The sequence below is a fragment of the Gemmata palustris genome (genome assembly GCF_017939745.1).
GTDB classification, from domain to species: Bacteria; Planctomycetota; Planctomycetia; order Gemmatales; family Gemmataceae; genus Gemmata; species Gemmata palustris.
Genome location: NZ_JAGKQQ010000001.1, coordinates 6,721,511 through 6,747,794, shown reverse-complemented (window position 1 = coordinate 6,747,794; position 26,284 = coordinate 6,721,511). Strand labels below are relative to the sequence as shown.

Annotated in this window: 21 protein-coding genes; 10 read left to right on the top strand and 11 right to left on the bottom strand. The window is 64.2% G+C overall.

Annotation, left to right across the window (positions count from 1 at the left end):
- Positions 1 to 59 precede the first annotated feature (59 nt).
- The gene (locus tag J8F10_RS28070) at positions 60 to 701 is read left to right on the top strand and encodes a hypothetical protein (protein ID WP_210659659.1); all 642 of its coding nucleotides are present in this window, start codon (positions 60 to 62) and stop codon (positions 699 to 701) included.
- Entirely contained in the window at positions 698 to 1,147 is a 450-nt protein-coding gene (locus J8F10_RS28065; RefSeq protein ID WP_210659657.1) for a hypothetical protein, read from the top strand. The genes J8F10_RS28070 and J8F10_RS28065 overlap by 4 nt, the downstream gene beginning before the upstream one ends.
- Positions 1,148 to 1,371: 224 nt before the next feature.
- Here J8F10_RS28065 and J8F10_RS28060 read toward each other — a convergent pair whose 3' ends face one another.
- The 5 genes from J8F10_RS28060 to J8F10_RS28040 form a co-directional block, all read right to left on the bottom strand.
- Entirely contained in the window at positions 1,372 to 2,355 is a 984-nt protein-coding gene (locus J8F10_RS28060) for a hypothetical protein (RefSeq protein ID WP_210659655.1), read from the bottom strand.
- Between the two features lie 178 nt (positions 2,356 to 2,533).
- Positions 2,534 to 5,824: a bifunctional [glutamate--ammonia ligase]-adenylyl-L-tyrosine phosphorylase/[glutamate--ammonia-ligase] adenylyltransferase gene (gene glnE / locus J8F10_RS28055; RefSeq protein WP_210659653.1), complete on the bottom strand. Its 3,291-nt coding sequence runs from the start codon at positions 5,822 to 5,824 to the stop codon at positions 2,534 to 2,536.
- A 221-nt stretch (positions 5,825 to 6,045) separates the two neighbouring features.
- Entirely contained in the window at positions 6,046 to 7,557 is a 1,512-nt protein-coding gene (gene miaB / locus J8F10_RS28050; RefSeq protein WP_210659651.1) for a tRNA (N6-isopentenyl adenosine(37)-C2)-methylthiotransferase MiaB, read from the bottom strand.
- A gap of 268 nt (positions 7,558 to 7,825) precedes the next feature.
- Positions 7,826 to 10,096 (bottom strand): DUF4139 domain-containing protein, encoded by a 2,271-nt coding sequence (locus J8F10_RS28045; protein ID WP_210659649.1) that lies wholly within the window; start codon positions 10,094 to 10,096, stop codon positions 7,826 to 7,828.
- 267 nt (positions 10,097 to 10,363) lie between these two features.
- Positions 10,364 to 11,422, bottom strand: coding sequence for a hypothetical protein (locus J8F10_RS28040; protein WP_210659647.1), 1,059 nt, complete (start codon positions 11,420 to 11,422; stop codon positions 10,364 to 10,366).
- A gap of 371 nt (positions 11,423 to 11,793) precedes the next feature.
- Here J8F10_RS28040 and J8F10_RS28035 point away from each other — a divergent pair, with 371 nt between their 5' ends.
- Both J8F10_RS28035 and J8F10_RS28030 read left to right on the top strand, forming a co-directional pair.
- Positions 11,794 to 13,329 carry a DUF2271 domain-containing protein gene (locus J8F10_RS28035; protein ID WP_210659645.1) on the top strand — a complete coding sequence of 512 codons (1,536 nt, stop codon included), beginning with the start codon at positions 11,794 to 11,796 and terminating at the stop codon, positions 13,327 to 13,329.
- Positions 13,329 to 14,012 carry a PepSY-associated TM helix domain-containing protein gene (locus J8F10_RS28030; protein WP_210659644.1) on the top strand — a complete coding sequence of 228 codons (684 nt, stop codon included), beginning with the start codon at positions 13,329 to 13,331 and terminating at the stop codon, positions 14,010 to 14,012. The genes J8F10_RS28035 and J8F10_RS28030 overlap by 1 nt, the downstream gene beginning before the upstream one ends.
- A 4-nt stretch (positions 14,013 to 14,016) precedes the next feature.
- Here J8F10_RS28030 and J8F10_RS28025 read toward each other — a convergent pair whose 3' ends face one another.
- From J8F10_RS28025 to J8F10_RS28005, 5 genes are all read right to left on the bottom strand, one after another.
- Complete coding sequence (locus J8F10_RS28025; protein ID WP_210659643.1) at positions 14,017 to 14,643, bottom strand: hypothetical protein; 627 nt, start codon at positions 14,641 to 14,643, stop codon at positions 14,017 to 14,019.
- Between the two features lie 23 nt (positions 14,644 to 14,666).
- Positions 14,667 to 15,326: a DUF4291 domain-containing protein gene (locus J8F10_RS28020; protein WP_210659641.1), complete on the bottom strand. Its 660-nt coding sequence runs from the start codon at positions 15,324 to 15,326 to the stop codon at positions 14,667 to 14,669.
- Between the two features lie 32 nt (positions 15,327 to 15,358).
- A complete protein-coding gene (locus tag J8F10_RS28015) occupies positions 15,359 to 15,637 on the bottom strand; it encodes a hypothetical protein (protein ID WP_210659640.1) in 279 nt (92 codons plus the stop codon).
- Positions 15,634 to 15,885, bottom strand: a complete 252-nt coding sequence (locus tag J8F10_RS28010) for a hypothetical protein (protein WP_210659639.1) — start codon at positions 15,883 to 15,885, stop codon at positions 15,634 to 15,636. The genes J8F10_RS28015 and J8F10_RS28010 overlap by 4 nt, the downstream gene beginning before the upstream one ends.
- Before the next feature lie 61 nt (positions 15,886 to 15,946).
- Complete coding sequence (locus J8F10_RS28005; RefSeq protein WP_210659638.1) at positions 15,947 to 17,083, bottom strand: pyridoxal-phosphate-dependent aminotransferase family protein; 1,137 nt, start codon at positions 17,081 to 17,083, stop codon at positions 15,947 to 15,949.
- Positions 17,084 to 17,519: 436 nt separating this feature from the next.
- Between J8F10_RS28005 and J8F10_RS28000 the strand changes: the two genes are divergently transcribed.
- Together J8F10_RS28000 and J8F10_RS27995 are read left to right on the top strand one after the other, a co-directional pair.
- Positions 17,520 to 18,449: a hypothetical protein gene (locus J8F10_RS28000; RefSeq protein WP_210659637.1), complete on the top strand. Its 930-nt coding sequence runs from the start codon at positions 17,520 to 17,522 to the stop codon at positions 18,447 to 18,449.
- Positions 18,450 to 18,763: 314 nt separating this feature from the next.
- Positions 18,764 to 19,165 (top strand): ribosome-binding factor A, encoded by a 402-nt coding sequence (locus J8F10_RS27995; RefSeq protein WP_210659636.1) that lies wholly within the window; start codon positions 18,764 to 18,766, stop codon positions 19,163 to 19,165.
- Positions 19,166 to 19,213: 48 nt separating this feature from the next.
- Here J8F10_RS27995 and J8F10_RS27990 read toward each other — a convergent pair whose 3' ends face one another.
- Positions 19,214 to 20,482, bottom strand: a complete 1,269-nt coding sequence (locus J8F10_RS27990; RefSeq protein ID WP_210659635.1) for an FG-GAP repeat domain-containing protein — start codon at positions 20,480 to 20,482, stop codon at positions 19,214 to 19,216.
- A gap of 313 nt (positions 20,483 to 20,795) precedes the next feature.
- Between J8F10_RS27990 and J8F10_RS27985 the strand changes: the two genes are divergently transcribed.
- From J8F10_RS27985 to J8F10_RS27970, 4 genes are all read left to right on the top strand, one after another.
- Positions 20,796 to 21,593, top strand: coding sequence for a MotA/TolQ/ExbB proton channel family protein (locus J8F10_RS27985; RefSeq protein ID WP_210659633.1), 798 nt, complete (start codon positions 20,796 to 20,798; stop codon positions 21,591 to 21,593).
- Between the two features lie 59 nt (positions 21,594 to 21,652).
- Positions 21,653 to 22,891 (top strand): hypothetical protein, encoded by a 1,239-nt coding sequence (locus J8F10_RS27980; protein ID WP_210659631.1) that lies wholly within the window; start codon positions 21,653 to 21,655, stop codon positions 22,889 to 22,891.
- Between the two features lie 21 nt (positions 22,892 to 22,912).
- A complete protein-coding gene (locus tag J8F10_RS27975; protein ID WP_210659629.1) occupies positions 22,913 to 24,469 on the top strand; it encodes a VWA domain-containing protein in 1,557 nt (518 codons plus the stop codon).
- 519 nt (positions 24,470 to 24,988) lie between these two features.
- Positions 24,989 to 25,990, top strand: a complete 1,002-nt coding sequence (locus tag J8F10_RS27970; protein WP_210659627.1) for a hypothetical protein — start codon at positions 24,989 to 24,991, stop codon at positions 25,988 to 25,990.
- Positions 25,991 to 26,284 lie beyond the last annotated feature (294 nt).

Here is a 26,284-nt window from a genome sequence, read left to right as displayed (position 1 = left end):
CTCGGTCTTCGTTCCGAACTCCGCATTCCGCGCCCCGCGTTCCATTTCCTGGAATATCGATGAACAGCATCCCGTGGTGGGGCTACGTCATTCTCGCTGGGTTGGCGTGGGGCACCTACGTGCCCATCATCTTCTTCGGTGGGCAGATGCTCAGCCCGCTCAACGCGCAGGGGAACGCGATCGGCGTCGGCGGGCGGCTGGCGTCCATTCTGTCGGTCGGCGTGGCGTACATGGTGATGGCCGTGGTCATCCCGGTCGTACTCATGGCGACCCGCGACGACGCCCAAGCGAGCTGGCGCGCGGTGGGGCTCGTGTTCAGCGGGCTCGCGGGCGTGGCCGGTGCGGTCGGCGCGATCTGCGTGATTTTCGCCAGCAAAGCGGCGGTCGATCAGGCGAAGATCGAGGGCGTGAACCCCGCGACGTACCGCATGTACATCGCACCACTCATCTTCTGCCTCGCCCCGCTCATCAACACGGTGCTCAGCTCCGTGTGGCACCCGAACGCGAAGACCGGCGAGTGGAGCAACTTCCACTTCGATATGCCGGGCTGGAAACTGTGGGCCGGGATCGTGCTCGTCGCGGTCGGTACGTTCTTGGTACTGATGTCGAAGGAAGAAGCCGAAGCCTCGAAAGGGAAGCCGACGACCCCGGCGCCCGCGGTCCCGACCGATGGCCCCAACCCCGCGCCGGCGCAACCATGAGTCCCGAAGAAGCCGTCGCCCGGCTGAACACGGTCCTCGCGCACGCCTGGATGATCCGCACGTTCCTCAAGCACGCGGACGAGATCCAGGACAACGAGGACATGCTCGACGTCCCGCGAACTCTCTACGACAGCATTCGAGCCGTCGAGCCGGCGCTCCAGCGGGGCGATTTCGGCGACTTCCTTCGTCGGTTAAAGGGGAAGTTGCCCAAACTCCGCCGCGTCGCGGAGCACTTCCGCGATCACTTCAAAGAATTCTCCCCGCACACCAACTTCGAGATGGCCTCCGCGAGCTTACTGGGCGTGGTGAAGCACCTGGACGAGATTTTCGCCGCGGTGAACTGGGACGAAGTCTCCGCGCTCATCAAGTCGAATCAAAGCAAACGAGCCGCCGACAGCCCGGAAAAGAACGATCCGCTCGACGACATCGAAATTCCCGAAGTGTGAACCCCGACAGCGACCGGTGGTGTCTTGAGTGTGGTCCGCTCGCTCCGCGAGCGGGGCTTCGCCCCACCCGAGTTAGTGCGTACTCGATTGCGCTCGTGGGTCCAACCGCTCGCGGAGCGAGCGGACCACACTCAAGACACCACCGGTCGCGGCTCACTCGACGCGAAAAACAAACACGGGCGGCCAAAGGCCGCCCGTGTCGCTGTGTTTGCAGTTCGATCGACTTAGCCTTCCGGCGTAATCAGCTTACCGATGATGTCACCGACCACTTTCCCGGAGAGGGTAACGCTGGTCTTCTTCACATCGGACTTGACCGTTTTGAGGATCTCGCCGAGCGGCTTGGCCTTCGGCTCGAACGCGACCAGCGCCGGGACGAACCCGCCGATGTCCTTGACGAGCTTCGCGACCGCGTCACCCATGTCGGCGGCCGAATCCTCGTCCTTCATCCCGAAGGTGACTTCCAGGTTGATGTCCGCGGTGACCCGGATGACGAGGCTGAGTGTGTTGGTCTTCGGGAGCGACTTCTCGATCCCGGACAGGTCGATCGGCGACTGCGGTGGGAACTTCACGGCGTCGAACTTACCCTTCACCAGCGACGTGGCGAACAGCGACGCCTTCTCATCCAGTTGCTTGATGAGGTCCGTGAGTTCGGCCTTGATCGGGGCCTTCTTCTTGTCCTCGGACTGCTTCAGCGCGGTGGCGATGAGCTTCTTGTCCGTGCCGGCGATGACGGTGGTGTCGTTCACCACGGTACCGTAGACCGGGTTGCCCTGGTCCGGTTGGTACTTGAACATCGTGGCGGTGCCGTCCTTCACCATGCTGAACTTGTCGCCGTCCTTCTTGGTGACGGCTTCGGCGGCCTTGAACAGCTTGTCGGGATCGAAGGTGCCGTGAACGATCACGAGCGCCTTGGTGTCGTCCGGGGTCGAACCGGACATCCCGAGCCACACCTTGTCGACGTCCTTCATCGGGTCCAGGCCCATGTCTTCCAGGAACTTCTTGGCGTCCTGGCCGGCAAGGGCCTGCTTGATCTGGTCGAGAGCGTATTTCTTAACGATATCGGATTCGAGGATCTGCTTGAAATTGATGTAGGCGACGGTGTCCGCTTCGGCCGGGAGGAGCTTGTCCGGTTCGGCGGCGCGGGCAACCGGGGCGGCCAGAGTCGCGGCGAAAACGGCCGCCAAACCCAGGCGAGAGAAACGCATCATGAGTTTTGATCCTTTCCGAGATGAATCGGCCTGGCGGTTTTGCTAGAGGGCCGATTCGGACGTCGGTCACGCGTATTCTACCCACCCAGACGCCGACCGGTTTCGCGGATTTCAGAATCGCCCGCTGCCCCGAGAATTTGGGCGAGATGGGGGAAGAAGTACGGCCCGCGTGATCTACTTATGATCGCTCGCGCGCGGTGGCGGCGAGATACGCCGTTCGGATGCCCGCGGTAGCCTCACGAAACGCTCCGAGGAAGTCCGAAGAGGCCACGAACCCGAGTCGGTACGCGAGTTTCGCCTGATCGTCGGCCGCTTCGGGGATCTCCGTCAGTGGCCGGTCGGTCACGATCCGCAAGCGCGCTTCGACGAGGCGCAGAAACGAGTAGCCGTCGCGCAGCGCGGTCGCATCGTTCGCGGGGAGTAGGCCGGCCGCGGCCAGTGCGTCGAGCGCGTCCCACACGTTCGGCTTCAGGACGTCCGGGTGCTTGCGCCCGTACTTCAATTGGAGCAACTGCACCGCGAACTCCACGTCCGTTAACCCGCCCGGTCCGCGCTTCAGGCTCCACTGGCTGGCGGTCGCTTCGAGCTTCTGGCGCATCGCCCGCACCTCGTCCACCACCTCCGGGTGCCACGCGGGACCGAGCATCGCGGTACGGACCGCGGCCGTCACTTCGTCCGCGAACCGGGCCTCTCCGCGAACGACCCGCGCGCGGGCGAGCGCTTGCCGCTCCCAGAGCTGACACGTCGAACTCGCGAAGTACCGGCGGAACTCCGAGAGCGGCAGCACGAGGCTCCCGGACTTGCCCGTCGGCCGCAGCCGCATGTCCACCTCGTAAAGCCGGCCCATCGGCCCCATCCGGCTCGCGGTCTTGATGACGCGCTGCGCCAGTTCGGTGAAATACAACCGATTCGCCTCACCGCGCGACGTCGTGCCGTCGGCTTCGTACACGAGCAGCAGGTCGAGGTCGCTGTGGTAACTGATCTCGCGGCCGCCGAGTTTGCCGAGGCCGAGAAGGACGTAGGGACATTCTGGGCGAACGGCCGGTGTCAGCCGGCCGGTGAAAACGTCCTCCAACGGTTGAGGGCCGTCGCGCGCTTCAATGATCGGATCGCCGAACTTCGCACGAACGGAAGGCTCGACCAGTTCCACGACCTGGTTCAGAATCGTGTCGGCCACGTCGGAAAGGGCCGCGGTGGTGACGCGCACGTCCGCCTTGCCGAGCAGGTCGCCCACACCGATGCGCAGGAACTCTTTGTCCTGAAAGCTGTGCAGAATCGGGTCCGGATCGGTTGCCCCTCGGAGGAGTTCCGTTAACTCGGCGTGAAGCTCGTCGGCCGTGCGCGGTTGATTGAGTACGAGCGAATCGAGCAGTTCGTCCACCATACCCGGGTTGTTGATGAGCAACCCCGACAGGTACGGGCTCCCGGCACACAGTTCGACGTACAACTTCAGGCTGGGCGGGCTGATGCTGAACAGCTCCCACAGCACGGCCTTCGCGCCGAGTGACGCGCTGACGCGCTCCAGGTCGGTGAGGGCCGCGTCCGGATCGGGACTGGCGGCCACGGCGCGCAAGAGCGGCGGGGCGATACTCGCGAGGAAGTGCCGGCACCGGCGCGCGGACAGGAACGGCACGCTCTCCCGTGCCAGCGCGGACAGGTTGGCGAACGCCTTCGGCACGTCGCGGAACGGGTAGCGCCCGAGCACCGCGCGCACGGTCTCTGCGTCCGGGTCCGGGTCGAGAATCAGGTCGGCTTCCGGCTCCGAGTGCCCGTCTTCTCCCTGAAACGACTGGTGCAGCAAGTGGTTCAGGATGGTGCGATCGATCGACGTCTTGTCCTGCAGGTCTTTCAGGAACCGGTCGAGTGGATCGACCAACAGGTCGCGCGTGTCGAGCGGCGGCGGGTCGGACTCGTCGAGCGGCGAGCGGCGCTGCGCGGAGAGCGCGGAACTCGGAGCGCGGAGCGCGGAACTGGAAGCGCCGCCCTCGGGACCGAGTTCCCCGCCCTCGGGAGGGGCGTGCGGTGGCTCGTCTTCGTTCCGCGCTCCGCGCTCCGCGTTCCGTGCTATCGCGTACCCCATGCGCCGCGCGAGTTTCCGCAGCTCGTCCCCTTCGGCGGGCAGTTTGTGCGTCTGGAGGTCAAACAGCAGTTGCAGCCGGTGCTCGGTCTTGCGCAGGAACCGGTAGGCGTCCGCGAGGATGTACGTCTCCTGCGAACTCAGGCACCCGGCGATTTCCAGCGCTTCGAGCGCGAGGAGCGTGTTCCGCTGGCGCACGGCCGGGAGGTCGCCGCCGTTGAGCAACTGAAGGAACTGGACCGTGTACTCGATGTCGCGGATGCCGCCGCGCCCGGTCTTCACGTCGCGCGGGAGGTCCGTGTTGTCCGATTGCGCGCGCTGGGCCTTCGCTTCCATCTGGCGCTTGAGCGCCTTCACCTCGTTGATCTCGGAAAAGCTGAAATACTTGCGGTACACGAACGGCTCGACGGCCGAGAGGAAGTCGCGCGCGAGCGCCGGGTCGCCGCCCACGTGCCGCAGCTTGATGAGCGCCTGGCGCTCCCACGTGCGGCCCATCGTGTCGTAGTAGCTGAGCGTGCTCGCCAGGCTCCGGGCGAGTGACCCGCGGTTCCCCTCCGGCCGGAGGCGCAGGTCCACCCGGTACGCGAACCCGCGGTCCGTGTGGCTCGAAAGCAACCGCACGACTTCGCTGACCACGCGGCCGAAGAACTCGGCGTTGCTCACTCCCGACCTTCGATTAGTCTCGCCGTCGAAGTCGTACACGAACATCAGGTCAATGTCGCTCGAATAGTTCAGCTCGTCACCGCCGAGTTTGCCGAACGCGAGCGTCGTAATTTTCGCGGGCTGACCGGTCGGCGCGGTCGGGCTACCGAACCGTGTCGTAACGGTTCGCAGCGCGTGCTGGAGTGCGACTTCGATCGATGCGTCGGCGAGGCGAGAGAGTTCGCGCGTGATCTCTTCGAGCGGCCGGTCGCGGATCACGTCGCCGATGCCGATGCGGAGCGTGTGCCGGTCGCGGAACCGGCGGAACGCGCGCAGCACGCCCGCGTCGTCGCCGGCCGCGTCCACCTCGCCTTTGAGTTGGGCAATGAGTTCGGGGGTGAAGGGGTTCCGCTTGGGCACGTGGAACACGGTCGCGAGGAACTCGGGGTAGGCCGCGAGCGTGTCCGCGAAGAACTGCGAGGTGGCGAGCAGTTGGAGCGTGGCGTCGAGTTCGCGGGCGCGCGTTTCGAGCAGCGCGGGGAGGTGCGCGCGGGCGTCCGGGCGCGCGAACAGGCGCTCCAGATTGTTGAGCGCCATGTCCGGGTCCGCGGTCCGCGGCAGGAGCCGACCGAGCGGCGCGAACAGTTCGGGCGCGGACGCCCCGAGGTGCGCGGCGAGCGCGGCGAGGTTCCGGCGCCCGCGGTCCGCGTCGCGCACGGCTTTCAGGATGGTGTCTTCGAGAGAGGCCATGCAGAGATGATACCGCGGCAATGTGAGACCGACACAGCCCGCCTTATTTCAGCTTCCACACCAGGGCCGTTGCGCCGAGCACGATCCCCGGGCCGGCGGTGTGAAACTTGGTCGTGCTGAACCCCGCGATCGCCCCTCGGGTCGCAGGCACTCGCTGGCAAGCGCCGGTGAGTATCTACGACCCGGCGCTTGCTACGAGGTAGGGACGCCGCGCCGGACCCTCAAATTAGAGGAAGCGAAAAGCGCTCCGGGCGCGTCCCGATCTCGAGGTTGGAGGGGGGACTATTCGGCACCCGGTTGGGTTGGCGGTCGGTGGTATCCACGCCCACGCTTTCGTCGGTCAGTACGTTGCCGTACAGCGTGAACGGGCTGGCGTCGGTGATCGCGATGCGGATCGTGTGGCCGACGAGCCGTTCGGTGCCGTCGAACACCACGATGTGGTCGGCCATGCTGCGGCCGGTGAGTTGTGTGATGTGACCGGGCTCTTCGCGGCCGCGGCTCGCGCGCTGTTCACGCCGGCTCGGGCCTTCGACCAAGACTTCCACCACCTTGCCGACTTGCGCGCGGTGGTCGATGCGGCTGTTCTCGTTCTGCACCGCGAGCAGGTCGTTGTTTCGGCGCTTCTTCACGTCATCGGGCACGTCGTCCGGGTACCGGTCCGCGGCCTTCGTGCCCGCGCGCTCGCTGTACTTGAAGATGAACGAGTTCTTGAACTGCGCGACGCGGACCAACTCCATCGACTTCTGGAAGCTCTCTTCCGTTTCGCCGCAGAAGCCGACGATGAAGTCCGAACTCACCGACACGCCGGGCACCAGTTCCCGGCAGCGCGCGAGCATCTCCATGTAATAATCAGCAGTGTAGTTCCGCTTCATGCGCTTCAACACCTCGTCGCACCCCGATTGAACCGGGACGTGCAGGTACTTCACGACCTTCGGCAACTCGCGCACCGCGTCGAGCAGGTCGTCCGTCATGTCCTTCGGGTAGTTCGTCACGAACTTGATGCGCTCCAGGCCGTTCACCTCGTGCATGCCCGCGATGAGGTCGCTCAGGCGCGTGCGCGTGTCGCCCGACTCGTAGACGTAGCTGTTTACCGTCTGGCCGAGGAGCGTGACTTCCTTGCAGCCCTGATCGACGAGCTGGCGCACCTCGTTCCAGATGTGTTCCGGCGGGCGGCTCTGCTCCGGGCCGCGCGTGCTCGGCACCACGCAGTACGTGCAGAACTTGTCGCAGCCGATCTGAATGCGGACATACGCCTGGAACGGCGTCGGGCGCATCGAGGGGTCGCGGGCCGGGTCGTAGCTGATGAAACTCGCTTCGACTTCATTCCGCCCGCCGTCCGCGCGCCCCAAACTGACCGCGAGTTGCGGCGTGCGCGTGGCCCGCACCTTATCGACCAGTTCCGGCACCGCCCCCAACTGCCCCGTACCGACGATCATGTCCACGAACGGGGCGCGCTTGCGGATCGCGTCCTGGTCCTTCTGCGCCATGCAGCCCAGCACGCCGATGACGGTGTCCGGTTTGTCGCGCTTGATGGGGCGCACGCGGCCGAGCGCCGAGTACGTTTTGTCTTCCGCGTGCTCGCGCACGGAGCACGTGTTGAACAACAGCACGTCCGCGTCGGCGGGAGAATCGGTGAGGTCGTAGCCGTGCTTGCGGAGGGCACCGATGACCAGCTCGCTGTCGAGCACGTTCATCTGGCAGCCGACGGTTTCGATGTAGACTTTCTGCGGCATGGTCGGGATACCGTTATGAGACGGGGCCGGCCTCTTAAAATTAAAGAGTATCAGGTTGAGGATACAGAGCGGCACGAGGTTCACAAAGGCCGCGCGGCCTCATGTCAGGCCGTTTATTGCGTGGAAATGGCCGGTGCGGGACGCACCGCCCGCTCGTTGCACTCGCGGTTCGCTCGGAGTCTTTTGGCGAACCGCGAGTGCCAACGAGCGGGCGGTGTTTGCCGTCTACACGATTGGCGCCCCACAGGGGCAGAGTGCTGCACCTGAATCAGTCGTTGATGTTGGCGAGGAAGTGCTCGTACTTCTTGCGAGCCTGGAACTCGTCGCCCACGAGCCCCTTCTGCTTGGCCGTGAGTGCGTCGATCTCCTTCTCCTGGTCCGACAGCTTCTTCAGGTACGTCGCGTACACCTCGGACTCCTTCGGCGTCTCGCGCAGGTTCTTACGAATCCGGTCCTGGTCGATCGTGAACCGCTGCAGGTCAGCGGTCACCTGGGCCAGCTCGCGCGCGGTCGCGTCCCAGCCCCCCTTGATCGTGAGCGCCTCGGCGAGCCGCTGCTTGAGCGCGGGACTGGCCTCACTCAGCGACACGAAGTACCGGATCTGGTCTTCCGCCCCGTTGGTCAGCGCGATCGTGCTCACGTCATCGCGCTCCTCCTTGACCGTGAACGATTTGGTCTCACCGGCCTTGAGCCCGAGCGCGAACCGGAACACCTCGGGCGTATCCTCCGTGGGCTTGTCCGTGTCCACCAACTTGAACTGCTGACTCGTCCGGTTCGGGTGCTCGATCAACAGCGCGCGGTCCGCCTGCGACCGGTTGATGGCCTTGTACGTCGTCTCCTCGGTCACCTTCGTGGTCGTGGTCACGATCCCCTTCACGGCCTTGATGCTCGTGATCTTCTGCTTACCCGCACCCGCCTTGGGATCGACTTCGGTACCCAGGTCGATGGCGTAGCTCAGGAGCCGTTCCTCGTTCGGCTGGACGTCCAGCACGCGCGTGTCCCCGGCGTAAGTGCTGCCCTCGAACACCGTGATCGGACCCTGGTTCAAGTGCGCGCCGCTCGTGTTCTTGAGACGCAGCCCGAGCAGCGGGTGCTTGGCTTGCACGCCCGCGTTGTAGATCGAGACCCGCGTCCCTTCGATGTCCTTCCCGACGATGGGAAGGAGGGCCGATTTCTGGCGCGGGAGCGTGACCGGGTGGTCGATCGTGTACTGGAAGAAGTCCCCCAGCGCACCCGCCGTCGCCGCGTTCCCAACACTGCCAGCGCCCAGCCGCTGGGCCAGTTCCGCCGCAGTACCCGCTGCGTGCTTCCGCCGCAGTGCTTCCCCGGCCGGGTCGTTTACTCCCGCGAGCTTCATTTTTTCAAACGCGGGCACACCGTCAGTGGGGACGCCACCGGCGAGCCCGCCGAGTTTCCCGCCCGCAGGGGGCATTGGGGCATCGAATGCGAGTGGCAGAGGCCCGAGCGCGGGAACAGGCAGACGAGGAGCAGCTTGATTCCCGAACAGGCCGGTACTGAAGTTAAAGACTTGCTGGTTATCTCCAGTACCTCGCTCGCCACGCCCGTTGAAATTGCCCTGGTACGTGACAGGTCGGAGCGACGCGAACAACTCGGGCTCGACGGTGGGGCGCTCCACGTACAGCGGGTTGTACAGGTCCATTTTGAACGAGATCGGGCGCCCCGACACGAGTGCCATCTTGACCCCGGTCCAGTCCTCGTCGGTCGGGTTCTCCACCATCGCCCAGCCCTGCAAGTACGGCTTCTCCTTCTCGTTCATCAGCAGCCGGTAACTGGTCTTCCAGATCGGCGCGTCGATGACGTACCCGACCTGGACCTTGCGCTTGCCCTCGCCCGCGAAGTGCAACTGAACCGCCTTCTTCTGAGAATCGTGGCTCAGCGCCAGGACCTCCAGGGCGCGCCGGAACTCGCTCTCGATCACCGGGTTGCTGAACCGCAGCGATTGGATGTCGGTCATCCTGATGGCGCGCATCCCCTCCGCGCACCACATGTTCAGCACATCCGCGTCGAGGGTCTGGGTGCCCGCGGGCACTTTCTGCTTCTCGACACCGACGATCGTGCCCGTGAGCTTGCCCGGTTGGTTGACCGCGGCCGCACTAACGGCGACCTCGATGCGTTCCCCGCGCAACTGGCCGATGATCCCCGCGAACGTCGGATTGTTGTTCAGGTTGATCGCGAACGAACCGAGCGTGCGCGCGATGGGCTCGCGGGAGTCGTAACTCACGGCCGAAATGCGCCCGCGCCCGAAGTCCTCGAGGACCATGCTCTTGAGCAGGTCGTTGACATCACTTTCGGGAAACGTGAGGTCCACACGCGCCTCGCCCTCGACTTCGCCGCTTCGGGAGAAGTACCCGACCCCGCTGTTGAACAGCACCACCCGCGTCAGTGGAAGTGTGGTCGCGGGTTTGAGGTCTTGTTTCGCGTCCCCCGCGGCGCTGAGGAACTTGTCCGCCCCCACGCCGGCCCCGAGCCCCAGTGCGCCCGCGACCGGGGCCACCAGCAGCCACTTCTTGCTCGCCATGATTCGTTCCTCGTGTCGCGCCTACCCCGAAATGGGGTGGAAAGGTCGAAGCGCCCGCAACCCGGCGCGATCATACCCGCACGCGACCATGCACGGGAACAGCGCCCCGGCCAGTTGTTACACACAGTCTCGTCTGAAGTTGATGGGATCGAAGATGTGCTGCGTTGGCCGTTAGCCTCTTCGGTTCGGCGACTCGAAGCGGCTCACAAAAACAAACGCTCGGAGTGGTTCCGAGCGTTTGTTTGTTTCTTGCTTGGCTGTCGGCTCCTACCGGTTCACCGGTCGCGGAAGCTCCGGCGGGAGCAATAAGGCCGGCGGCGGAAGTTCCGGCGCGGCCGGCCGAACAACCGGGCTGCTCCCGAACGTGGTCGGATCGGCGGGCGGGAGGTGCGTCGGGCGGGTCGGCTCGCGGTCCGGCGCGGTCCCGCGAACGGCTCGCACCGGCGGGTCGAGCAGCGGCATCGTGGGGGCCGCCGACGTGCGGAGTTCCGTCCGCGGCGCGCCTCCGCTACTGGCTAGGCCGCCCGCCGGGTTGGTGCCGCGTGCGACCACGCGGGCCGGCGGGTTCTTCAGTGCGGTCAACCAGGACTCTTCCAGTGCGTCGATCGTGTCGAAGCCGTACACCTTGCTCGCGGCCGCGTTCCAGCTCTCGGCACTGTTGCCCTGCATCCCGAGTCCGAGGAACTGGAGCAACTTCCCGCGCCCCTCGCGCCCGTCGCCGCCCTTGCGGACGAGGTAGTGCGACACCGAGTAGCCCTGTGCGTACAGCACGAGCATGTCGCGCGGGTACTCGGTCATGCGGAACAGCACGCGGAGCCGGATGCCGCGCCCGGCGTTCAGCAGTTCGCGGCACCGCACGTCGTGACTGAAGCACTCGTCCTCGTTTTCGCTCAGTACGCTGCCGCCCTCGTCCGCCCAGCGCGGGACCGGGCGCCCGAAGTAGTGCGCGAACACGGTGTGCGTGACTTCGTGGGGCAGAACACTGTGGAGGAGCTGCTTCGCGTCGCCGCGGATCTCCATGCGCAAACTCGTGACGACGGGCTTGCCGCCCTCCTGACCGAACGTGAACGTCGTGGCGCCGCCCGCGGAGCCCTGCGTGATCTGGACCTGGAGCGGGCACCGGCGCGGCCACTGGGGCATTTCTCTACCGGTCCATTCGAGTGCCTTTTCTTTGCGGTAGAACTCGGCCATTTCACCGAACTCTTGAGCGAGTTTGGCGGTCGGCGCTTCGGTGGTGAAGTTTGCAGTGTCGTAGCTCGCGGCGGACGCGAACGCGGGCGCAATAAGCACCGCGACGATCGCGCTGAAGTGCCGACGAAGAGTCATTCCCTTGACCTCCGTGGTTGGAGACGCCTGACCGCACAAAGCGGCCGTGGTGCTGTGAAGCAAGGGGCGTCGGAAGTCTAACCGCAACCGCTGTGCCGGGAATGTTCGTGGAGCACGGTAGACGGAAATGTACCCGCGCAAGGTGCGATGAGGGCAGTAGTTCGGGATCGAACCAAGTGTGACGAAGAAATCGACTCACCGAATGAATGGTGTAAAGAGTACAGCCGGTCCCGGCCGACGTGCGAAGCGTGTAAGAATTACAAGCGTTTCGTGCGTTCACCTCATCGCGATCTCACCGTTTTTGGCTTGCCGATCGATTCGACTCGGCTAATCTTGTTGAGACTTAATCTCAACACAACCTCCGGTGCCCGATGCGTCGATTCCTGCTTCCGCTGACCGTTCTCGCGCTCGGGTGCATTGTGAGTGCGGGCGGTGCGGGTCCGGCCGATGTGCCCTCCCCAACGGCGAGCGAGTTCCCGTTTCACCACGATCACGTCATTGGCACGTCGCTCGACTTGTGCGTCGTGGCGCCTAACGAGTCCACCGCCGAAGAAGCAGAACTGACCGTGCTCAACGAAATTGAGCGCCTGCGCGCGATCTTCAGCACCTACGACGCCGCGAGCGAAATCAGCAAGCTGAACCGCTCGCGCGAGCCGGTGAAAGTGTCTGCGGAAATGGCCGACGTGCTCAGGGCTTACGAATCGTGGCAGCGGAAGAGCGGTGGTGCGTTCAACGGGCAAGTCGGCGAGTTGGTCCGCGTGTGGAAGGACGGCGAACGAACCGGGCGGGTGCCGGACGCCCTCACTCTCGGGCGCATTACAGGCGATCTCAAAAAGCCGGGCTGGGAGTTCGATGCGACCGGCACCACGGTGAAGCGCCTCACCGATCAACCGCTGAACCTGAACGCCATCGGGAAGGGTTACATCATTCAGCAGGCGTCCGACGCGGTCCGTAAAGCACACCCGACTGTCAGTGCGCTGCTCATCAACTTGGGCGGCGACATCCTCGGCTGGGGCACGCCGCCGGGCGGCACCGGTTGGGCGGTCGGCATTCAAGACCCGTTCCGGCACTTCGACAACGCGGCCCCGCTCGCAGCGCTTCGTCTCAAGAACCAGGCGGTCGCGACGAGCGGCGATTATCAGCGCTTCTACACGATTAACGGGAAGCGCTACGGGCACATCTTCGACCCGCGAACTGGTCATCCGGCCGAGAGAGCGACGAGCGCCACCGTGGTTGCGAACGACAACGTCACTGCGAACGCGCTCGCCACGACGCTCTGCGTGCTGAAGCCCGAAGATGGCTTGAAGCTGATCGCGAGCGTTCCCGGAGCGGAGTGCCTGATTATCACTCCGGTCGGCAAGCAGCACCAGAGCGCGGGGCTCAAACTGTCTGAGGTCGCGCCGACGTACATCTTCACGCCGCAAGAGAAGAAGGACGAGCCAAAGGGCGCGGCGTGGCCGGAAGGGTATCAGGTCACGGTCGCAGTGGAACTGCCGAAGATCGACGCGAAGCGCTACCGCAAGCCGTATACCGCGATCTGGATCGAGGACGAAAAGGGCAAGGCCGTTCGCACGCTGGCGGTGTGGGGCAACGCCCCCAAATACCTAAAAGACCTCAAGGACTGGTGGAAGATCGGGAAGGGCGACGCGGACCTCGTGAAAGCCGTGACGCGGGCGACCCGCGGACCGGGGAAGTACGATCTCGCGTGGGACGGCAAAGACGATAAGGGGAACGCGCTCGCGCAAGGTACGTACACGGTTCGCGTTGAAGTTCACCGCGAGTTCGGCGAACACTTGCGGCAGAGTGGCAAGATCGAGTGCAAGGACAAGCCGGCGAGTGTGAAATTCGAGAAGAACGCGGAGACGGCCGAGACGGTGGTGGAATTCAAGGAGGCGAAGAAGAAGTAATGTCGCCCCTTCACCGCTGGCTACTCAAAACGTCCCGAACGGTTCACGTGTACCTCACGCTGTTCGGGCTGACGCTGATCCTGTTCTTCGCGATCACCGGCTTCATGCTGAACCACACCGAGTGGTTCCTGCCGGATGACGCCAAACTCGAAGCTCAAACGCGGCGAGAGTCGCGCCCGCTCCCGCGGGACAAAATGCCCGGCGGGAAGCTCCCGATCCCGTCCGAGTCCTCTGGTGAGGCAACGGGCGAGGAGAAACTCGCGGTGGTGGAGGCGCTGCGCAAGGAGTTCGACGTGCGCGGCGAGCTGAGTTCCTTCGTGTTCGTGAAGGACGACAATGACCGCCCGCAGATCAAGGTGGAGTTCAAGCGCGCCGGCGGTGAAACGGTCGCGACGATTGATGTGGAGAGCGCGACAACAGAGGTCGCGTCCACCTACCAGGGGTGGGCGATCGTGATGACCGACCTGCACCGCGGGAACCGCGGGAACATGAGCAACGAGGTGAAGCGCACCGGGCGCGTGTGGAGCTTCGTGATCGATGGGACGTGCGTTCTGCTGCTCATCATCTCCGCGACGGGGTTGGTCATGTGGTGGTCGCTCAAGAGCCGCGGGAAGTGGGGCGCGATCCTGTTCGTGGTCGGCACCGCGGTCACGGGCGCGGTGTATTACTGGTTCGTGCCGTGAGCGTTTAGCAGAACTTCACCGCTGCGCCGTACTCGATGCTCAACCGAAACGCTTCGTAGAGCTGCAACCACACCTGCCGCTCGATGTAAAGCGCTCCGGCGTCTTCATTCGCGATTCTTTCAGCAATTGCATTAGATAAGTGGGCGTTATGAAGATGAATTTCGATCAACGGCGCCACGAATATGAGTTCCCGCATGGCCCCTTGACTAGATCCCAGCACCTCACCGACGAGGTGCTCGTCGTGAAGTGGTTCAAAAAAGTCGACGGGCACGTAATACCCGTCGCAATCTGAATGGCAGATCAGGTGAGAATCGAACTTCGACATCTCACGGTCGAGGCACTCGTCGCTGGTCGCATCTGAGTCGTAGGGGAGCGGGACGAACGCATGCGGGGCTTGACGCGCGTAAGCATAAGCTCGGCGCAAATAGTGAATCCACGAGTACGGCATCCCGTGAAGCCGACAGCGGTCGCGTAACGGCGGCAAGCTGTGTGGTTCAGCGTGTACAGTCAACCCTCGTGTGGCGAGCACACGGTTGATCTCGCGCATGTCGCGTGCTGCCCACTCTGCACCGTCTAACTCTCCATTTTCCACGCACCACGCCAACGTGCCTACCGAGATATCGAGGCTCATGGACCTCCACCGTTTGCTGGAGTTCAATCTCTCTCGGGTTGTGACCAGTTCGCCAATCGCAACCGGGTTGCAATCGCGGGATCATCTGGAACGTACACCCGCTCGCGCGGGGCGAGAATACCAGCCGTTCCGCGCGATGATAACACCTCGCGCTGTTCCGCGACAAACTCGGTCAGGTCGATTACTTCCAGTAATTCCGTTGTGGCGAACGCTCGGAGGACCGGGCCGCGCAAGCCGAGTTGAATCGCGCGCCGATCGAGTTTCGCGCCAGAAGGGTGGTGATCCGGATCCCATTGCAGTCGCACGGACGACCGCCCCACCGCGTGCGACCAGTCTTCGGATGTGGCGAATTGCTCGCGGTCCCAAGTGGAGGGAACCGCACTTTCGAGGAGTGAGTCGAAGAACGCCCGCCGCAGTCGGAGCGCGAGGGTGACTTCCTGGTTCTCCTTCGTGCCCCACCCGCAGCGGTACATCATCCACAGGAAGTTCGGCTTCACCCAACTCATCCGCGAAAAGCTGAAACCGTCGCCGAAGTGCCCGCAGGCGCTCGCGTACCGCCCGATGGTCGGGTTATACGCCTGATAAACGATGATGCTCTCGTCGTCGTACTGCGCGAGGATGTGCCGCCCGTCTTTGGGCCAAACCTTCACCTGTTCGGCATAAGGCTCATAGACGAGCGGCATGAGCGATTCCGGCTATCGCTTGAACAGTGGGTTTAAGGTGTGTTTTCGTGGGGTCGATCAATTCCGATGCGCCCGACTTGCAGAACGTGAACCATCAGATCGTCGGAAATTACGTGATACAGCGCCCAAATTACGGAATTAAGAATGTAACGATCGCCGAAATAATCTTCGCCCTTTTGATCCGGGTCGTCGAGCAGTTCCGCGTCCACGTTATCGACTGCACGATTCACTGCTTCGCGGTCCGTGGCTCCCATCCAGATCTCGGCAAGTTGCTGGAGGGCCGTTTCCCGCCAAACGACGGTGTACCTCATCCCCGGCTCTCCAGAGAACCGAGGTACGCTTTGACATCAGCGGTTGTGTACGTCTTCTCGGGTTTCTCTCGTTGCGCGCGCACGATTTCTGGGTCGGGAAGTCCCAGGTGCCGACGCGCCATTTCTTCGCGCGAAAGGGCCGGAGCGAAGTACCCGACGATCTGCCCCTCGACGTCGGTCACAGCCACAAGGCGATTCTGGGCGATGAGGGCGGCGAGCGTTTTGTTGTCCAGCGGAACGTCGGACATCGCGACCTCCTGAAAGCAAAAATGGTTCGGGATGCCTCCCGAACCATCTTACCACACCTCTTTACTTCCCGGTCGCGTAGGCCTTCTGGAACGCGGCGACCCCGGCACCGGCTTCGAGTTTGAAGCCGCTTTCGAGGAGCACCAGTTCCAGCGCGCTCAGCGCACCGAGCACGTCGAACGAGTCGGTGTAGCCCATGTGCGAGAGGCGCCAGATGTGACCCTTGAGCGTGTCCTGGCCGTCGGCGAGCTTGTAGCCGTACTTCTTTTCGAGCGCCTTCAGCGTGGCGGTACCGTCCACGCCCTGCGGGACCGCGATCACGGTCAGCGCGCTGTTGGGGCGCTCGGCGTACACCTTGAGCCCCAGTGCCTCGACCCCCGCGCGGCACGCCGCGGCGATCCGGTTGTGGCGCGCCCAGAGGTTCTCGATGCCCTCGGCGCGGATGCGCTTCAGGCTCACGCGCTGCGCCTTGATGAGCGTGTTCCCCGGGGTGAACGGCGTGTCGCTTTCCGCCAGCGACTTTTTGTAGCGCCGGATGTCGAGGTAGAAGCTGCGGACGGGCGTCGCGTCAATCTTCTTCCACGCCTTTTCGCTCGCGCTCACGAACGCCAGACCCGGCGGCATCATGAGGGCTTTCTGCGAGCCGGTCACGACCACGTCCAGGCCCCAGGCGTCCATCCGGCACTCCATCGCGCCGACGCCACTGATTCCGTCCACGGCGAGGAGCGCGTCGGTCTTGGCCACGACCTTGCCGAACGCTTCCAGGTCGTGCCCGACGCCGGTGCTCGTTTCGCTGAGCGTGGTGAACACCACCTTCGTGTCGGGGTTGTCGGCGAGCGCCTTTGCCAGCATCTCGGGCGTGACCGCCTTGCCGTAAGGAACCTCGACCGGCACGATGTTGGCCGCGAACGCCTTCAGGATGCCGCGCCAGCGCTCGCCCCAGCGCCCCGCGGTGCAGAGGATCGCTTTCTCACCGGCCGCGAGCGTGTTACTGACGGCCGCTTCCATGCCGCCGGTACCGGAACACGTGAGCGTGAACACCGGTTGCGCGGTCTGGAACACGTACTTCAGGTCTTCGCTGACTTCCGCGAGGATCGCTTTTGCTTCCGCCGCTCGGTGGTAGGTCACCGGGCGCGCGAGTTCGAGGAGCGTCTCTTCGGGAACGGTCGTGGGTCCGGGGGTGAACAGGCGCGGCTTCATCGCACTTCCTTTCGTGGAGAGCAGAACGCACGTTGTTGTATACACGGCGCGCGTTCCCGTCGCGCGCGTGAACCTGTTGGCCCGGGTTGTGTCCCCGCGCGCGTCCGAATCTCGTCCCGCCGGGGCCGCGCCGCGTCATTGCGATTAGTGCCCGCACGGTACGACCTTAATCCGCGGCGCTTTCGATTGAGCCGAGAGGCAAAGGCGGACAAGTTCCAGAACCTCGCGGGTGACGTCAGCCCCGAGGGTCGCAAAGGGCGCTAGCGACGCTGCCCTGAATCACTGCTGCTGCGGATGGTGGGCAAAGTGTAACAGACATACCGAAAAGTGGTGATTTTTCCTCACGAGGGCATTTCCGCGAGGACAACCGACCTTGCAGCGGGATACGGATCGGCGATGCTTAAACAAAACGCAACAATTCTTGGAGTCATTTGCGATGGGTGAGATGTGGAAGATCGTTCCCAACATCGACACTCCCTACGCAGTTTTCGCGTGTCTCGTCGCTGGATTTGTAACGTGCTATGGGCTGTGGAGAAGACATCGATACGTAGCCTTAAAAGACGTGACTGATGCTAATAAACGCCTGGAAATGCTTCGCGAATTGCTAGGGCAATACACACCAGACATGTCAAGCCTAACGCGGGAACAAAAGGCCGAACTGGTTAACAATCAAATTAAAACCGGCCTGACGCGATTCAAGTGGCTTGTGGTCGCCGGCGGCATCCTCTTCGTTGTGGTAGTAGCTGCTACCGTTCTTGTGGCATTCCGCCCCATCTCAGCCACCGAAACGCCGAAGAACGCAGACGAAAAAAAAGGTGTGCCCGTTACGGATGACAGTGATCTCCCACTAGCTCGGCTCGATAACTTTTCCGGCAACTCTCTGAAACACCAAGGTGGAACCCGCTACATGAGCGGCTCCACTTTTAGAGTGCTGAACGCGAAACCGAATGAGCCTAATATAGCGTATCCAGTCGCCACTTTCGATTTGGGCAAGGTTTCCAAGAGCGATATTGCGAAAGTGAATTCAGTGATTGTAAATTGGCAAACCATTAAACGCGATTTGGCTTTATTAACCGAATCGGCATTCGATAATTTTAAACCACCGATTACTTACCTGGCTAAGCTGGCCACGAAAAAGAACTCCACCGAAGCGAGATTGACCATCAACGGGGAACTTACTGATGGGCTGATCCATTTCACAGAATCCAATCCCATCGCGAAGTGCCGGCTTGAGTTCGAGGGCGAGCCCGGCTTATACCTTGTGAGTGTCGAAATTGAAGTGCAAGAAGCACGGGGAGGGAGAAAAACCAATCTTAAATCGCCAAATCCCGTTTTGGTGGTCATTCCGGTTGATTACACCCCTTAAATTTTCAACCGCAAACGTGACAACTTGACCTATTAATCGACGAATCTACCCTTGAGGACGCAAGACTACACTCAACGTGCTTGAAGAGAGTTTCCCCAAATCAAAGCGGTCCCTCTCTGAACACAGTGAAAGCGAGTCGCTTCCCAGTGCCCCGGAACGCACCCGCCGGCGAACCTCGGCGGCCCGTTGTGTGTCCGAACCACTGCCCCAATGATCCTGTCCGCCCGGAAGGAGGTGTCCCATGCGTCCTATTGCGATCACCGTTCACGTGGCGTCGCGTGTTACGACTTTCCCTTCAATCCGAGGCGACTCCGATGAGCCGGAGGCGACAGAAAGCAGACGAATTTCAGAACCTCGCGGGTGACATCAGCCCCGAGGACGGCAGCGACCCCAAAGAGTTCCACGCGAAGCCGTGGAACGCCCCGAAACAGGCGGGCCGCAAGTCACAGCAACTGTGCCGACAGGCCCGGGACGCGCTCCACGGCGCGTTCGCGTCCTGCGGCGACCCGGCGATACAGGCCGCGGGCGTCGTCGCGGTGGAGCCGGCCCCGCACTCGGGCCGGTTGCGGGTACTGGTGGGCGTGCCGCCCGACTTCGACCGCGAAGCCGTGGTGGGCGCACTAGAGCGAGCGGCCGGGTTCCTGCGCAGCGAAGTGGCGTCGGCTATTAGCCGGCGGTACGCGCCGGAGTTAGTGTTCGAGGTGATTCCGAACTGATACGCACCGCGGGCCGCCGGATGATTCCGGCGGCCCGTCCCATTGAAGTCACTTCCCCTGGTTCCAGTAGATGCGGCAATTCCCGGTCGCGCGGCCCACGGCGATGATGTCAACCTTGCCGTCGCCGTCGAGGTCGGCCGCGGTCAGGTCTTCGACTGCCACTCCGCCGTCGTCCAGAATCGTCCGCTCCCACCGCGCGCCTTTGCCGTCGGTGCATTTGTAGACGCGCACCCCGCGGCGCTCCTTGAAGGTGTCGCCCATCTTCGGGTTCGGGTCGTCGCGCACGCCGATGATGAGTTCATCGACCTTGTCGCCGTCGAGGTCCGCGAACCAGACCGCGTGCCCCCAGCGGAGTTGCTCGTCGATAACGTGCCGCTCCCACAATTTCTCGCCCGCTCGCGCCGGCGGAGTGTACGTGACAACTTGGTTCCCGTGCCACGGCTCGATTGTCGCAATTGTGCCGATGCCTGCCCCGACGCGGCCGACCTTGATCTCGCTCGCCCCGCGATTACTCTTCGGGTTAGCCTGGTTGCCGGCCCCAATCTTGGTCGTTGTCCACGTGTCCTTCGCCCGCGTGAGTCGATGAACGCCCTCATAACTCGTCACGAGGATTTGGGCCAGAAAATGCGGTCCACGCCCTTCGGTTGAGAACACCTCGTTGTCCAAACAGAAGTTGTGGCACACGTTCAGTTCTTCCGAGAGCACTTCCGTCTTCCAGTTCCCCTTCTTCTCCGGTTCTTTCGCGGGAACTTTGAGCGCAATAATGCGCGCGGGTTTGCCGTCGGTCCAATTACCCTTCGCGCTCGACCCGCGCCCCATCAGCGGGACGTGAACGATCTCCGGTTTGCCGTCGCCATCAATATCGAACACCCGGACGCGGTGAACCGTCGGTTCGTCGCACGGCAGCTCGTGCATCGTCCACTCGTCGGTGACGCTCTTCCCGCGCTTCAGCCACACGAGTTGCGCCGCGTTCGCGGTGTCGAACGGCTTCCACGCGGCGCCGACCACGAGTTCCGGTAACCCGTCGCCGTCAATGTCGATGGCCGCGATGCACACGTTGTCCGGGCGCGTCTTGCCGTCGAGTATGACGTGCTTCTTCCACTGCGCGTCCGGTTTACCGGGGTTCTGGTACCACACGATCTTGTGCTGATCGACGACCGCGATGTCGAGTTTCTTGTCGCCATCAATGTCCGCGGTGATGACGGCGTAACCGATCTTCAGGCCGGTATCGATTTCCTGGGTTTTGAATTTCGGGGTGTCGGCCGCGAATAGGGGAGGTGCGGCGAGTGCGAAGAGCGCGGAGAGTAAATGGCGCACGGTGAGTGTTTCTCCGTAAAGTTGGATAGAAGAACCTCTCCCCAACCCCTCCCCTAAAAAGGGAGGGGCTTAAAGCCGGTGCCTTCTGACTCGGTTCCCCTTCCTTCGTAGCCGGTCCACGTGGAAATTCCGCTGACAGGGCCGGCGCGGGTAGAGGCTGGGGAGGTTGGGGGCCAGGTTCTCGGCCGCTCAGCTTAACATGTCGGCACGTTCGGTACACAGGTGCTTGCGGCCCGACAGTTGGGGACCGACAATATCGCTCTGTGGTTGCGCGGTCCGGTGGTCGCGCGGTTCCGAGTTTGGGGGACGGTTGATGTCGATACCCGCGTCCCACCGCCCCGCGCGCGAGTGGCTCCTGCTCGTGATCGCGCTGCTCATTGTCGGCGCGGTGATCGCCCCGTTGTGGCAAATCATGGGCAGCCCCGAATCGCGCGAGGAACTCGCGGCCCGGTGGACGCCGGAGCGCCTGGGCCGGTTGCTCCTCGGGTTCGAGCAGGTACTCTGTTACGTTTGCGCGGTGTGGGCAACCCTCATTCTGCAGAGCCGGTACCGCGAAGTGTTGCGCCAGCGCCGGGCGTTCGGGTTGGAACTGCTGCCCACCGAAGAGGGGGCGCGGATTTTGCCGGAAGACGCCCGCCCGCTCGCGCGAAAAGTGGAACAAGTCACCGCGGGTCGGCCGTTCGTATTGGCCAACATGATCCGGCTCGGCCTGGGCAAGTTCGCGATCAGCAAGTCCGCGACCGACGTGGGGGAAGTGGTCCGCAACCAGGCCGATGTCGAGTTGTCGCGGTTGGTCACGGGGATGTCCACGGTCCACTACCTCGCGTGGGCGATCCCGGCGATCGGGTTCGTCGGCACGGTCCGCGGGCTCGGCGGCGCGTTCGGCGCGAACGATCCCGACATCGCGGAGTTCACCCGCCAGGCGAAGGACCAACTGAAGATCGCGTTCGACTGCACACTCGTGGCGCTCGTCCTGAGTCTGGCCCTGATGTACTTCGTACACATGGTGCAGCGGGCCGAAGAGACGCTCGTCACGGACGCGCAGCAGTACTGCCAGGAGCACCTGCTCCTGCGGCTCTACGATCCGGCAACGGAACACGCGGGCGTGTGAGTGGCGCGGGTGCCCACGGACGGGTCGCGACCGGCAACGATTCCAACAACGGTGTCCGAATGCTGTGGTCCCGTAAGCAAACTCCCGTTCACGACCGCGCGCGGTCGGTTGGTATCGACCTCACCGCGAGCCGCGCGCTGGCGGAAGCGGTCGGCGGCAAGCCGCGCACGCTCGTCCTCGACGAACCGGACGCGGAACTCGCGCTCTTCATCGCCGGCGACCGGCGCACCCCGGAAGTCGGGCGCGCGGGCGTCGCGTTGTGCCGAAAGGCGCCGCACAGCGTCTGCTCCAGCTTTCTCCCGGCTCTCGGACAAGCGCGCGAGTGGAAACTCGGCCGGCACACGCTGAACGCGGAATCCGCACTCGGCATCGTCTTCGAGCGGATGCGCGGACCCGTCGCGAACGAATCGGATTCTGTGGTGCTCTCGCTGCCGGTGTATCTCGGCCCCGCCCAGGTCGCGCGCGTGGGGGCGGCCGCCGTGCGTGCCAAGTTCCCGCTAAAAGGCACCGCAGTCGGCGCGCTGGCGCTCGCCGCGGACCGCGCCGGAGCGCTGCTGACCGGGAAGCCCGCAGCGCCCGAATCCGCCGGGGCGGACTGGGTGGTCCCGCTCCGGCCCGCGTCCGGCGGTCCCGGTGCGGTCATCGTGGTTGACGCGGACGAGTTCGCCTGCTCCGCCGCGCTCGTTTCCGTGGAACGCGACCTCGTCCGCATGGTCGGTTCGGCCGTGTGGCCGCGGTTGTCGGTCAAGGCGTGGAAGGACCGGCTCCTCGACGGGATCTCGGACCGGTGCGTCCGGTTGTGCCGGCGCGACCCGCGCGACTCCGCCGACGCGGAACAGGCGCTCTTCGAGCAACTCGACGAGGCCCTCGACCGCGCCCGCGCCGGGCAGCGCATGAGCCTCACCGTGCGCACCGCCCACTGGTTCCAGGACGTGCTGCAACAGCCGGAGGAGATCGAAGCCCATTGCAGCGCGCTCGCGCGCCTGACCGGGGATTCGGTGCGCGACTTCGTCTCCGGCATCGGGCTGGCCGAGCCGCCGCGCGCGGTGTGGCTGACGGACGCGGCCGCCCGGCTCCCGGGGTTCGTGCGCGCGGTCCACGCGAACACGCCCGAGGGCACCGCGGTCGAGATCCTGCCCCCGAACGCGGTGGCCACCGCGACCGCGGCGCTCGTCCCGCGCTGGCTCGCCGAGAACCTGCCCCGCGCGCACCTGGATAGTGTGATTCCGCTGCCGAAGGATTCGACCGCGTTCACCGAAGCCGCGAAGAAGCCCGTCGCCCCGCGGGCCGGCGGTTGACCCACTCGCCGAGGAGGAGCTATGCGCGTTCGCCACAAGCAGCCGACCCTGGTCAGCATGTGGATGCTGGACGTGTTCTGCTGCGCGCTCGGCTGCGTCACGCTCCTGTTCCTCCTCAACAGCCGCATGGCCACCGAGAGCGCGAAGGCGAACCGCACCGCGCTCCTGGACCTGGAAAACACCGATAAAAAACTCGCCGCGGCGCTGGGCGCCCTCGACGCGACCAAGCTGAAACTCACGTCCGAACAGGCCGAGCGCGGAAAATTGGCCGCGGCCCTCACCGAGCTCGAGGGCGTGCGCCTCAAGTTAATGGACGAAGCGCGTCAACTCGCGGACCAACTCAAACTGGCGCGCACCGAGAAGGACGAAACCGGGCGCAAGCTCGCGGTAGCACGCGACGAGGCGAAAGCGGCCCAAGAGCGCCTCGACGCAACCCAACTCGACCTCGCCGCGATCGAGAAGAAGGCCGGCGCGACTGCCAAAGAACTCGCCACCGCCCGCGCGGAGATGACCGACGCGGACCTGCTGCTCAAGAAGCGGCAAAAGGACATCGAATCGCTGACGAAGAAGGACGCCGCCACCGCGACCCAGGTGGACGGGCTCCAGCGGCTCGTGCGGACCAAGGACGACGAGCGCGTCGCGATGGAAACCCGCATGAGCTCCGCGCAAAAGGAGCTCACGGACCTCGAGGCCCGGCTCCGCGCGACACAAAAGGAACTGGACGCGCAACTCGCCGCGGCTCAAACAGCGGCGAAGGCACTGGCCGAGGAACTGGCCGCGGCAAAGGCCGGCGCTGCCAAAGCCGGCGAAGAACTCGGTACTGCCCGCGCGCAGATCAAAGACCTCACCAGGAAGGTCGACGACGCGAACGTCACCATCATCGACCTCCAGGGCGATAAAGCGAAACTGGCCGACAAGTACAACAAGTTCCAGAAGGACTCCGAGTCGCGGTTCGCCGGAGTCGCGATGACCGGTAAGAGGGCCGTGTTCCTCGTGGACATGTCCGGGAGCATGGGCAAGCGCGACCTGCAAACCCTCGACAGCACCAAGTGGCCCCTGGTGATCGAGACGGTGTGCAAGGTGATGCGGAGCATCCCCACGCTGGAGCGGTACCAGGTGATCGTGTTTTCGAGTTCGGCGAAGTGGCTGTTCGACGACGGCGAGTGGCAGTCCTACGACGGTGAGAAATCGGTCGAGGGCGTGCGGACCGCGCTACTCAAAGTGAAGCCGGTGGACGACACGAACGTGTTCGCGGCGTTCGAGAAGGCGTTCGCGCTGCGCACCACCGGGCTCGATACGATCTACCTGTTTTCCGACGGGCTCCCGACGAGCGGCCCGGGGCTCACTCCAGCCCAGGAGCGCGCGAACCCGCCGCTCTCGGAAACGGAGCAGGGCACGATCCTGGGCCGGCACGTGCGCGACACACTCGACCGCACCTGGAACCGCCCGGTCGCGGGCCAGTCGAAGGTCCGCATCAACGCGGTCGGGTTCTACTTCGACAGCGTCGAGGTCGGCGCGTTTCTCTGGGCACTGGCCCGCGACAATGACGGCAGTTTCGTGGGGATGAGCCGTCCGTAGGGCCGATTTCACACTCGGCTCAGTCCGCGTGCCAAACGCGCGGGGCCACTTTGTCTCCTTACTCGCAGCGAAGTCGGCTCAGCTCGCGACACCGCTCGTCGAGCCACTGTTCCGATTCGCGACACCGGAATCGTGTCGCGCCGCCCTCGCGGTCGGTCTCGGCTTCGTCCGTTCCCGGTACCAGTGACCACACCCTTCTTTCAGCGCGGGTACTTTCTCGTGCCGGCTCCGCCTTCAACCCCTCGAAGTAGGTGAACCGTTTACGGGTCCGCCACGGCGATAAGGCAAGCGGTCAATTCCATAAGACGTGCGTCTTGCCGAATAGAGAGTCCGGTTGCCGGGGTGAGAGCGGCGGCGGTGCCGAGATGCGTGGTAACGATTTTTAGGAGTGGGCGGGTGGGGGCCTCTGGTTCGGAGTTTACCGAGCGGTGACGGCGGTTTACCGCGGGGGGTGTAAGTGCAATGCTGAGAGGTGACTCGAAGCCGGAGCAGTTCGACGGAACGTTTAGGAGTAGGTCGATGGTCCCGACGCTCGTTCTCACTCTGGCTCTCGCTCCGGGCGTCGATGTTTTCGGCGGGGCCAGAGCCGACCCGCTCGGGCCGAAGGCCTACCCGCCCATTTACGTCCCGGCGGAAGCCCCGTCCGGGTACCTCTACTGCCCCGCGGTCGATCTCAACACGGTGCCGCGGGGGGCCGCGGTCAAGTACGCCCCGAAAGCGGGCGACGTTCTGCTCCTCAGCGACCCCGACCCGGTGTTCAACGTCCTGTACGTGTTCGCCCGGAGCGGGAAGCCGGGCCACTGCGCGCTGGTCGTCACGATGCCGGACGGCCGGCCCGGGGTGCTCGAGTCGGGGTTCAGCTTCACCCCCTTTACGCGGGTCACGCCGCTGGACTACTGCATGAACTTGTACGCGGGCCACATCTGGGTGCGGCAGCGCGAGACGCCGCTGACGCCGGAGCAGGACCGCCGGCTGACCGAGTTCGCGGCGATGGCCGAGGGCGGGAAGTACAACCTGCCGAGCTTCGCCGCGCAACTCACCCTGTTCCGCGCGCGGAACCCGATCGTGACGCGGTTCGTGGGCAAGCCGGTCGGCCCCGGTCACGAGTACGTCTGCGTGCAGATCGTGGTGGAGGCACTGGTCCACGCGGGGTTGGTCGACGCGAAGACCGCGCGGCCCCGAGCGACCTACGCGCAGGACCTCTTCTACGACCGGTCACGGAACCCCTACATCGACCGGCACCCGCCGCTGGCCGGGCGGGGGTGGGGCGAGCCGCAGTTGTGGACCCCGATCCCGGGCACGGCCCTCCGCGGGAGCGACCGCCCGCGGCCGCCGGCACCCTGGATCGGTACCGACGGCGCTCACGTGGTTCACCCGCTTCCGAGCGACGGTCAGCGGCCCCCGACCCCTACCGTCGTCGGGTACGCCCCCGGTGCCCCTTCCGTCCCCGCGGCCCAATCCCCACCGCAGCGCATCGGGTACTTCGATCGACCGTACCGCCTGTTCTCGCGCCGCCGCTAACGGCTTCGTAGCCGGTTGCATGACGGAAATGAAGTTAGGACAGGCCCGTCTCCACGGTAATCGGTGCGTGACGGGCCGATAGCTCGTGTGAGTCGAGCCGTGACTGTATCCGCCTTCCTCAACGGACCGCGCGGCCGGTCGCCCGTGGGCCACCAGCACCGGCGACCGTTGGAAGCGGGTACTCGAAGCCGACAAAACGAGGTCATAATCGGGCGAGTGGCCAAACCGTGATCGGCTGTCGATTCATTGTGAAACACAGCCTTTCAAAAATCATCAGCGCACTCGTAGGAATTT

Coding starts and splice junctions, on each gene's coding strand:
- J8F10_RS28070 (WP_210659659.1), top strand. CDS start 60: ATGAACAGCATCCCGTGGTGGGGCTACGTCATTCTCGCTGGGTTGGCG.
- J8F10_RS28065 (WP_210659657.1), top strand. CDS start 698: ATGAGTCCCGAAGAAGCCGTCGCCCGGCTGAACACGGTCCTCGCGCAC.
- J8F10_RS28060 (WP_210659655.1), bottom strand. CDS start 2,355: ATGATGCGTTTCTCTCGCCTGGGTTTGGCGGCCGTTTTCGCCGCGACT.
- glnE (WP_210659653.1), bottom strand. CDS start 5,824: ATGGCCTCTCTCGAAGACACCATCCTGAAAGCCGTGCGCGACGCGGAC.
- miaB (WP_210659651.1), bottom strand. CDS start 7,557: ATGCCGCAGAAAGTCTACATCGAAACCGTCGGCTGCCAGATGAACGTG.
- J8F10_RS28045 (WP_210659649.1), bottom strand. CDS start 10,096: ATGGCGAGCAAGAAGTGGCTGCTGGTGGCCCCGGTCGCGGGCGCACTG.
- J8F10_RS28040 (WP_210659647.1), bottom strand. CDS start 11,422: ATGACTCTTCGTCGGCACTTCAGCGCGATCGTCGCGGTGCTTATTGCG.
- J8F10_RS28035 (WP_210659645.1), top strand. CDS start 11,794: ATGCGTCGATTCCTGCTTCCGCTGACCGTTCTCGCGCTCGGGTGCATT.
- J8F10_RS28030 (WP_210659644.1), top strand. CDS start 13,329: ATGTCGCCCCTTCACCGCTGGCTACTCAAAACGTCCCGAACGGTTCAC.
- J8F10_RS28025 (WP_210659643.1), bottom strand. CDS start 14,643: ATGAGCCTCGATATCTCGGTAGGCACGTTGGCGTGGTGCGTGGAAAAT.
- J8F10_RS28020 (WP_210659641.1), bottom strand. CDS start 15,326: ATGCCGCTCGTCTATGAGCCTTATGCCGAACAGGTGAAGGTTTGGCCC.
- J8F10_RS28015 (WP_210659640.1), bottom strand. CDS start 15,637: ATGAGGTACACCGTCGTTTGGCGGGAAACGGCCCTCCAGCAACTTGCC.
- J8F10_RS28010 (WP_210659639.1), bottom strand. CDS start 15,885: ATGTCCGACGTTCCGCTGGACAACAAAACGCTCGCCGCCCTCATCGCC.
- J8F10_RS28005 (WP_210659638.1), bottom strand. CDS start 17,083: ATGAAGCCGCGCCTGTTCACCCCCGGACCCACGACCGTTCCCGAAGAG.
- J8F10_RS28000 (WP_210659637.1), top strand. CDS start 17,520: ATGGGTGAGATGTGGAAGATCGTTCCCAACATCGACACTCCCTACGCA.
- J8F10_RS27995 (WP_210659636.1), top strand. CDS start 18,764: ATGAGCCGGAGGCGACAGAAAGCAGACGAATTTCAGAACCTCGCGGGT.
- J8F10_RS27985 (WP_210659633.1), top strand. CDS start 20,796: ATGTCGATACCCGCGTCCCACCGCCCCGCGCGCGAGTGGCTCCTGCTC.
- J8F10_RS27980 (WP_210659631.1), top strand. CDS start 21,653: ATGCTGTGGTCCCGTAAGCAAACTCCCGTTCACGACCGCGCGCGGTCG.
- J8F10_RS27975 (WP_210659629.1), top strand. CDS start 22,913: ATGCGCGTTCGCCACAAGCAGCCGACCCTGGTCAGCATGTGGATGCTG.
- J8F10_RS27970 (WP_210659627.1), top strand. CDS start 24,989: ATGGTCCCGACGCTCGTTCTCACTCTGGCTCTCGCTCCGGGCGTCGAT.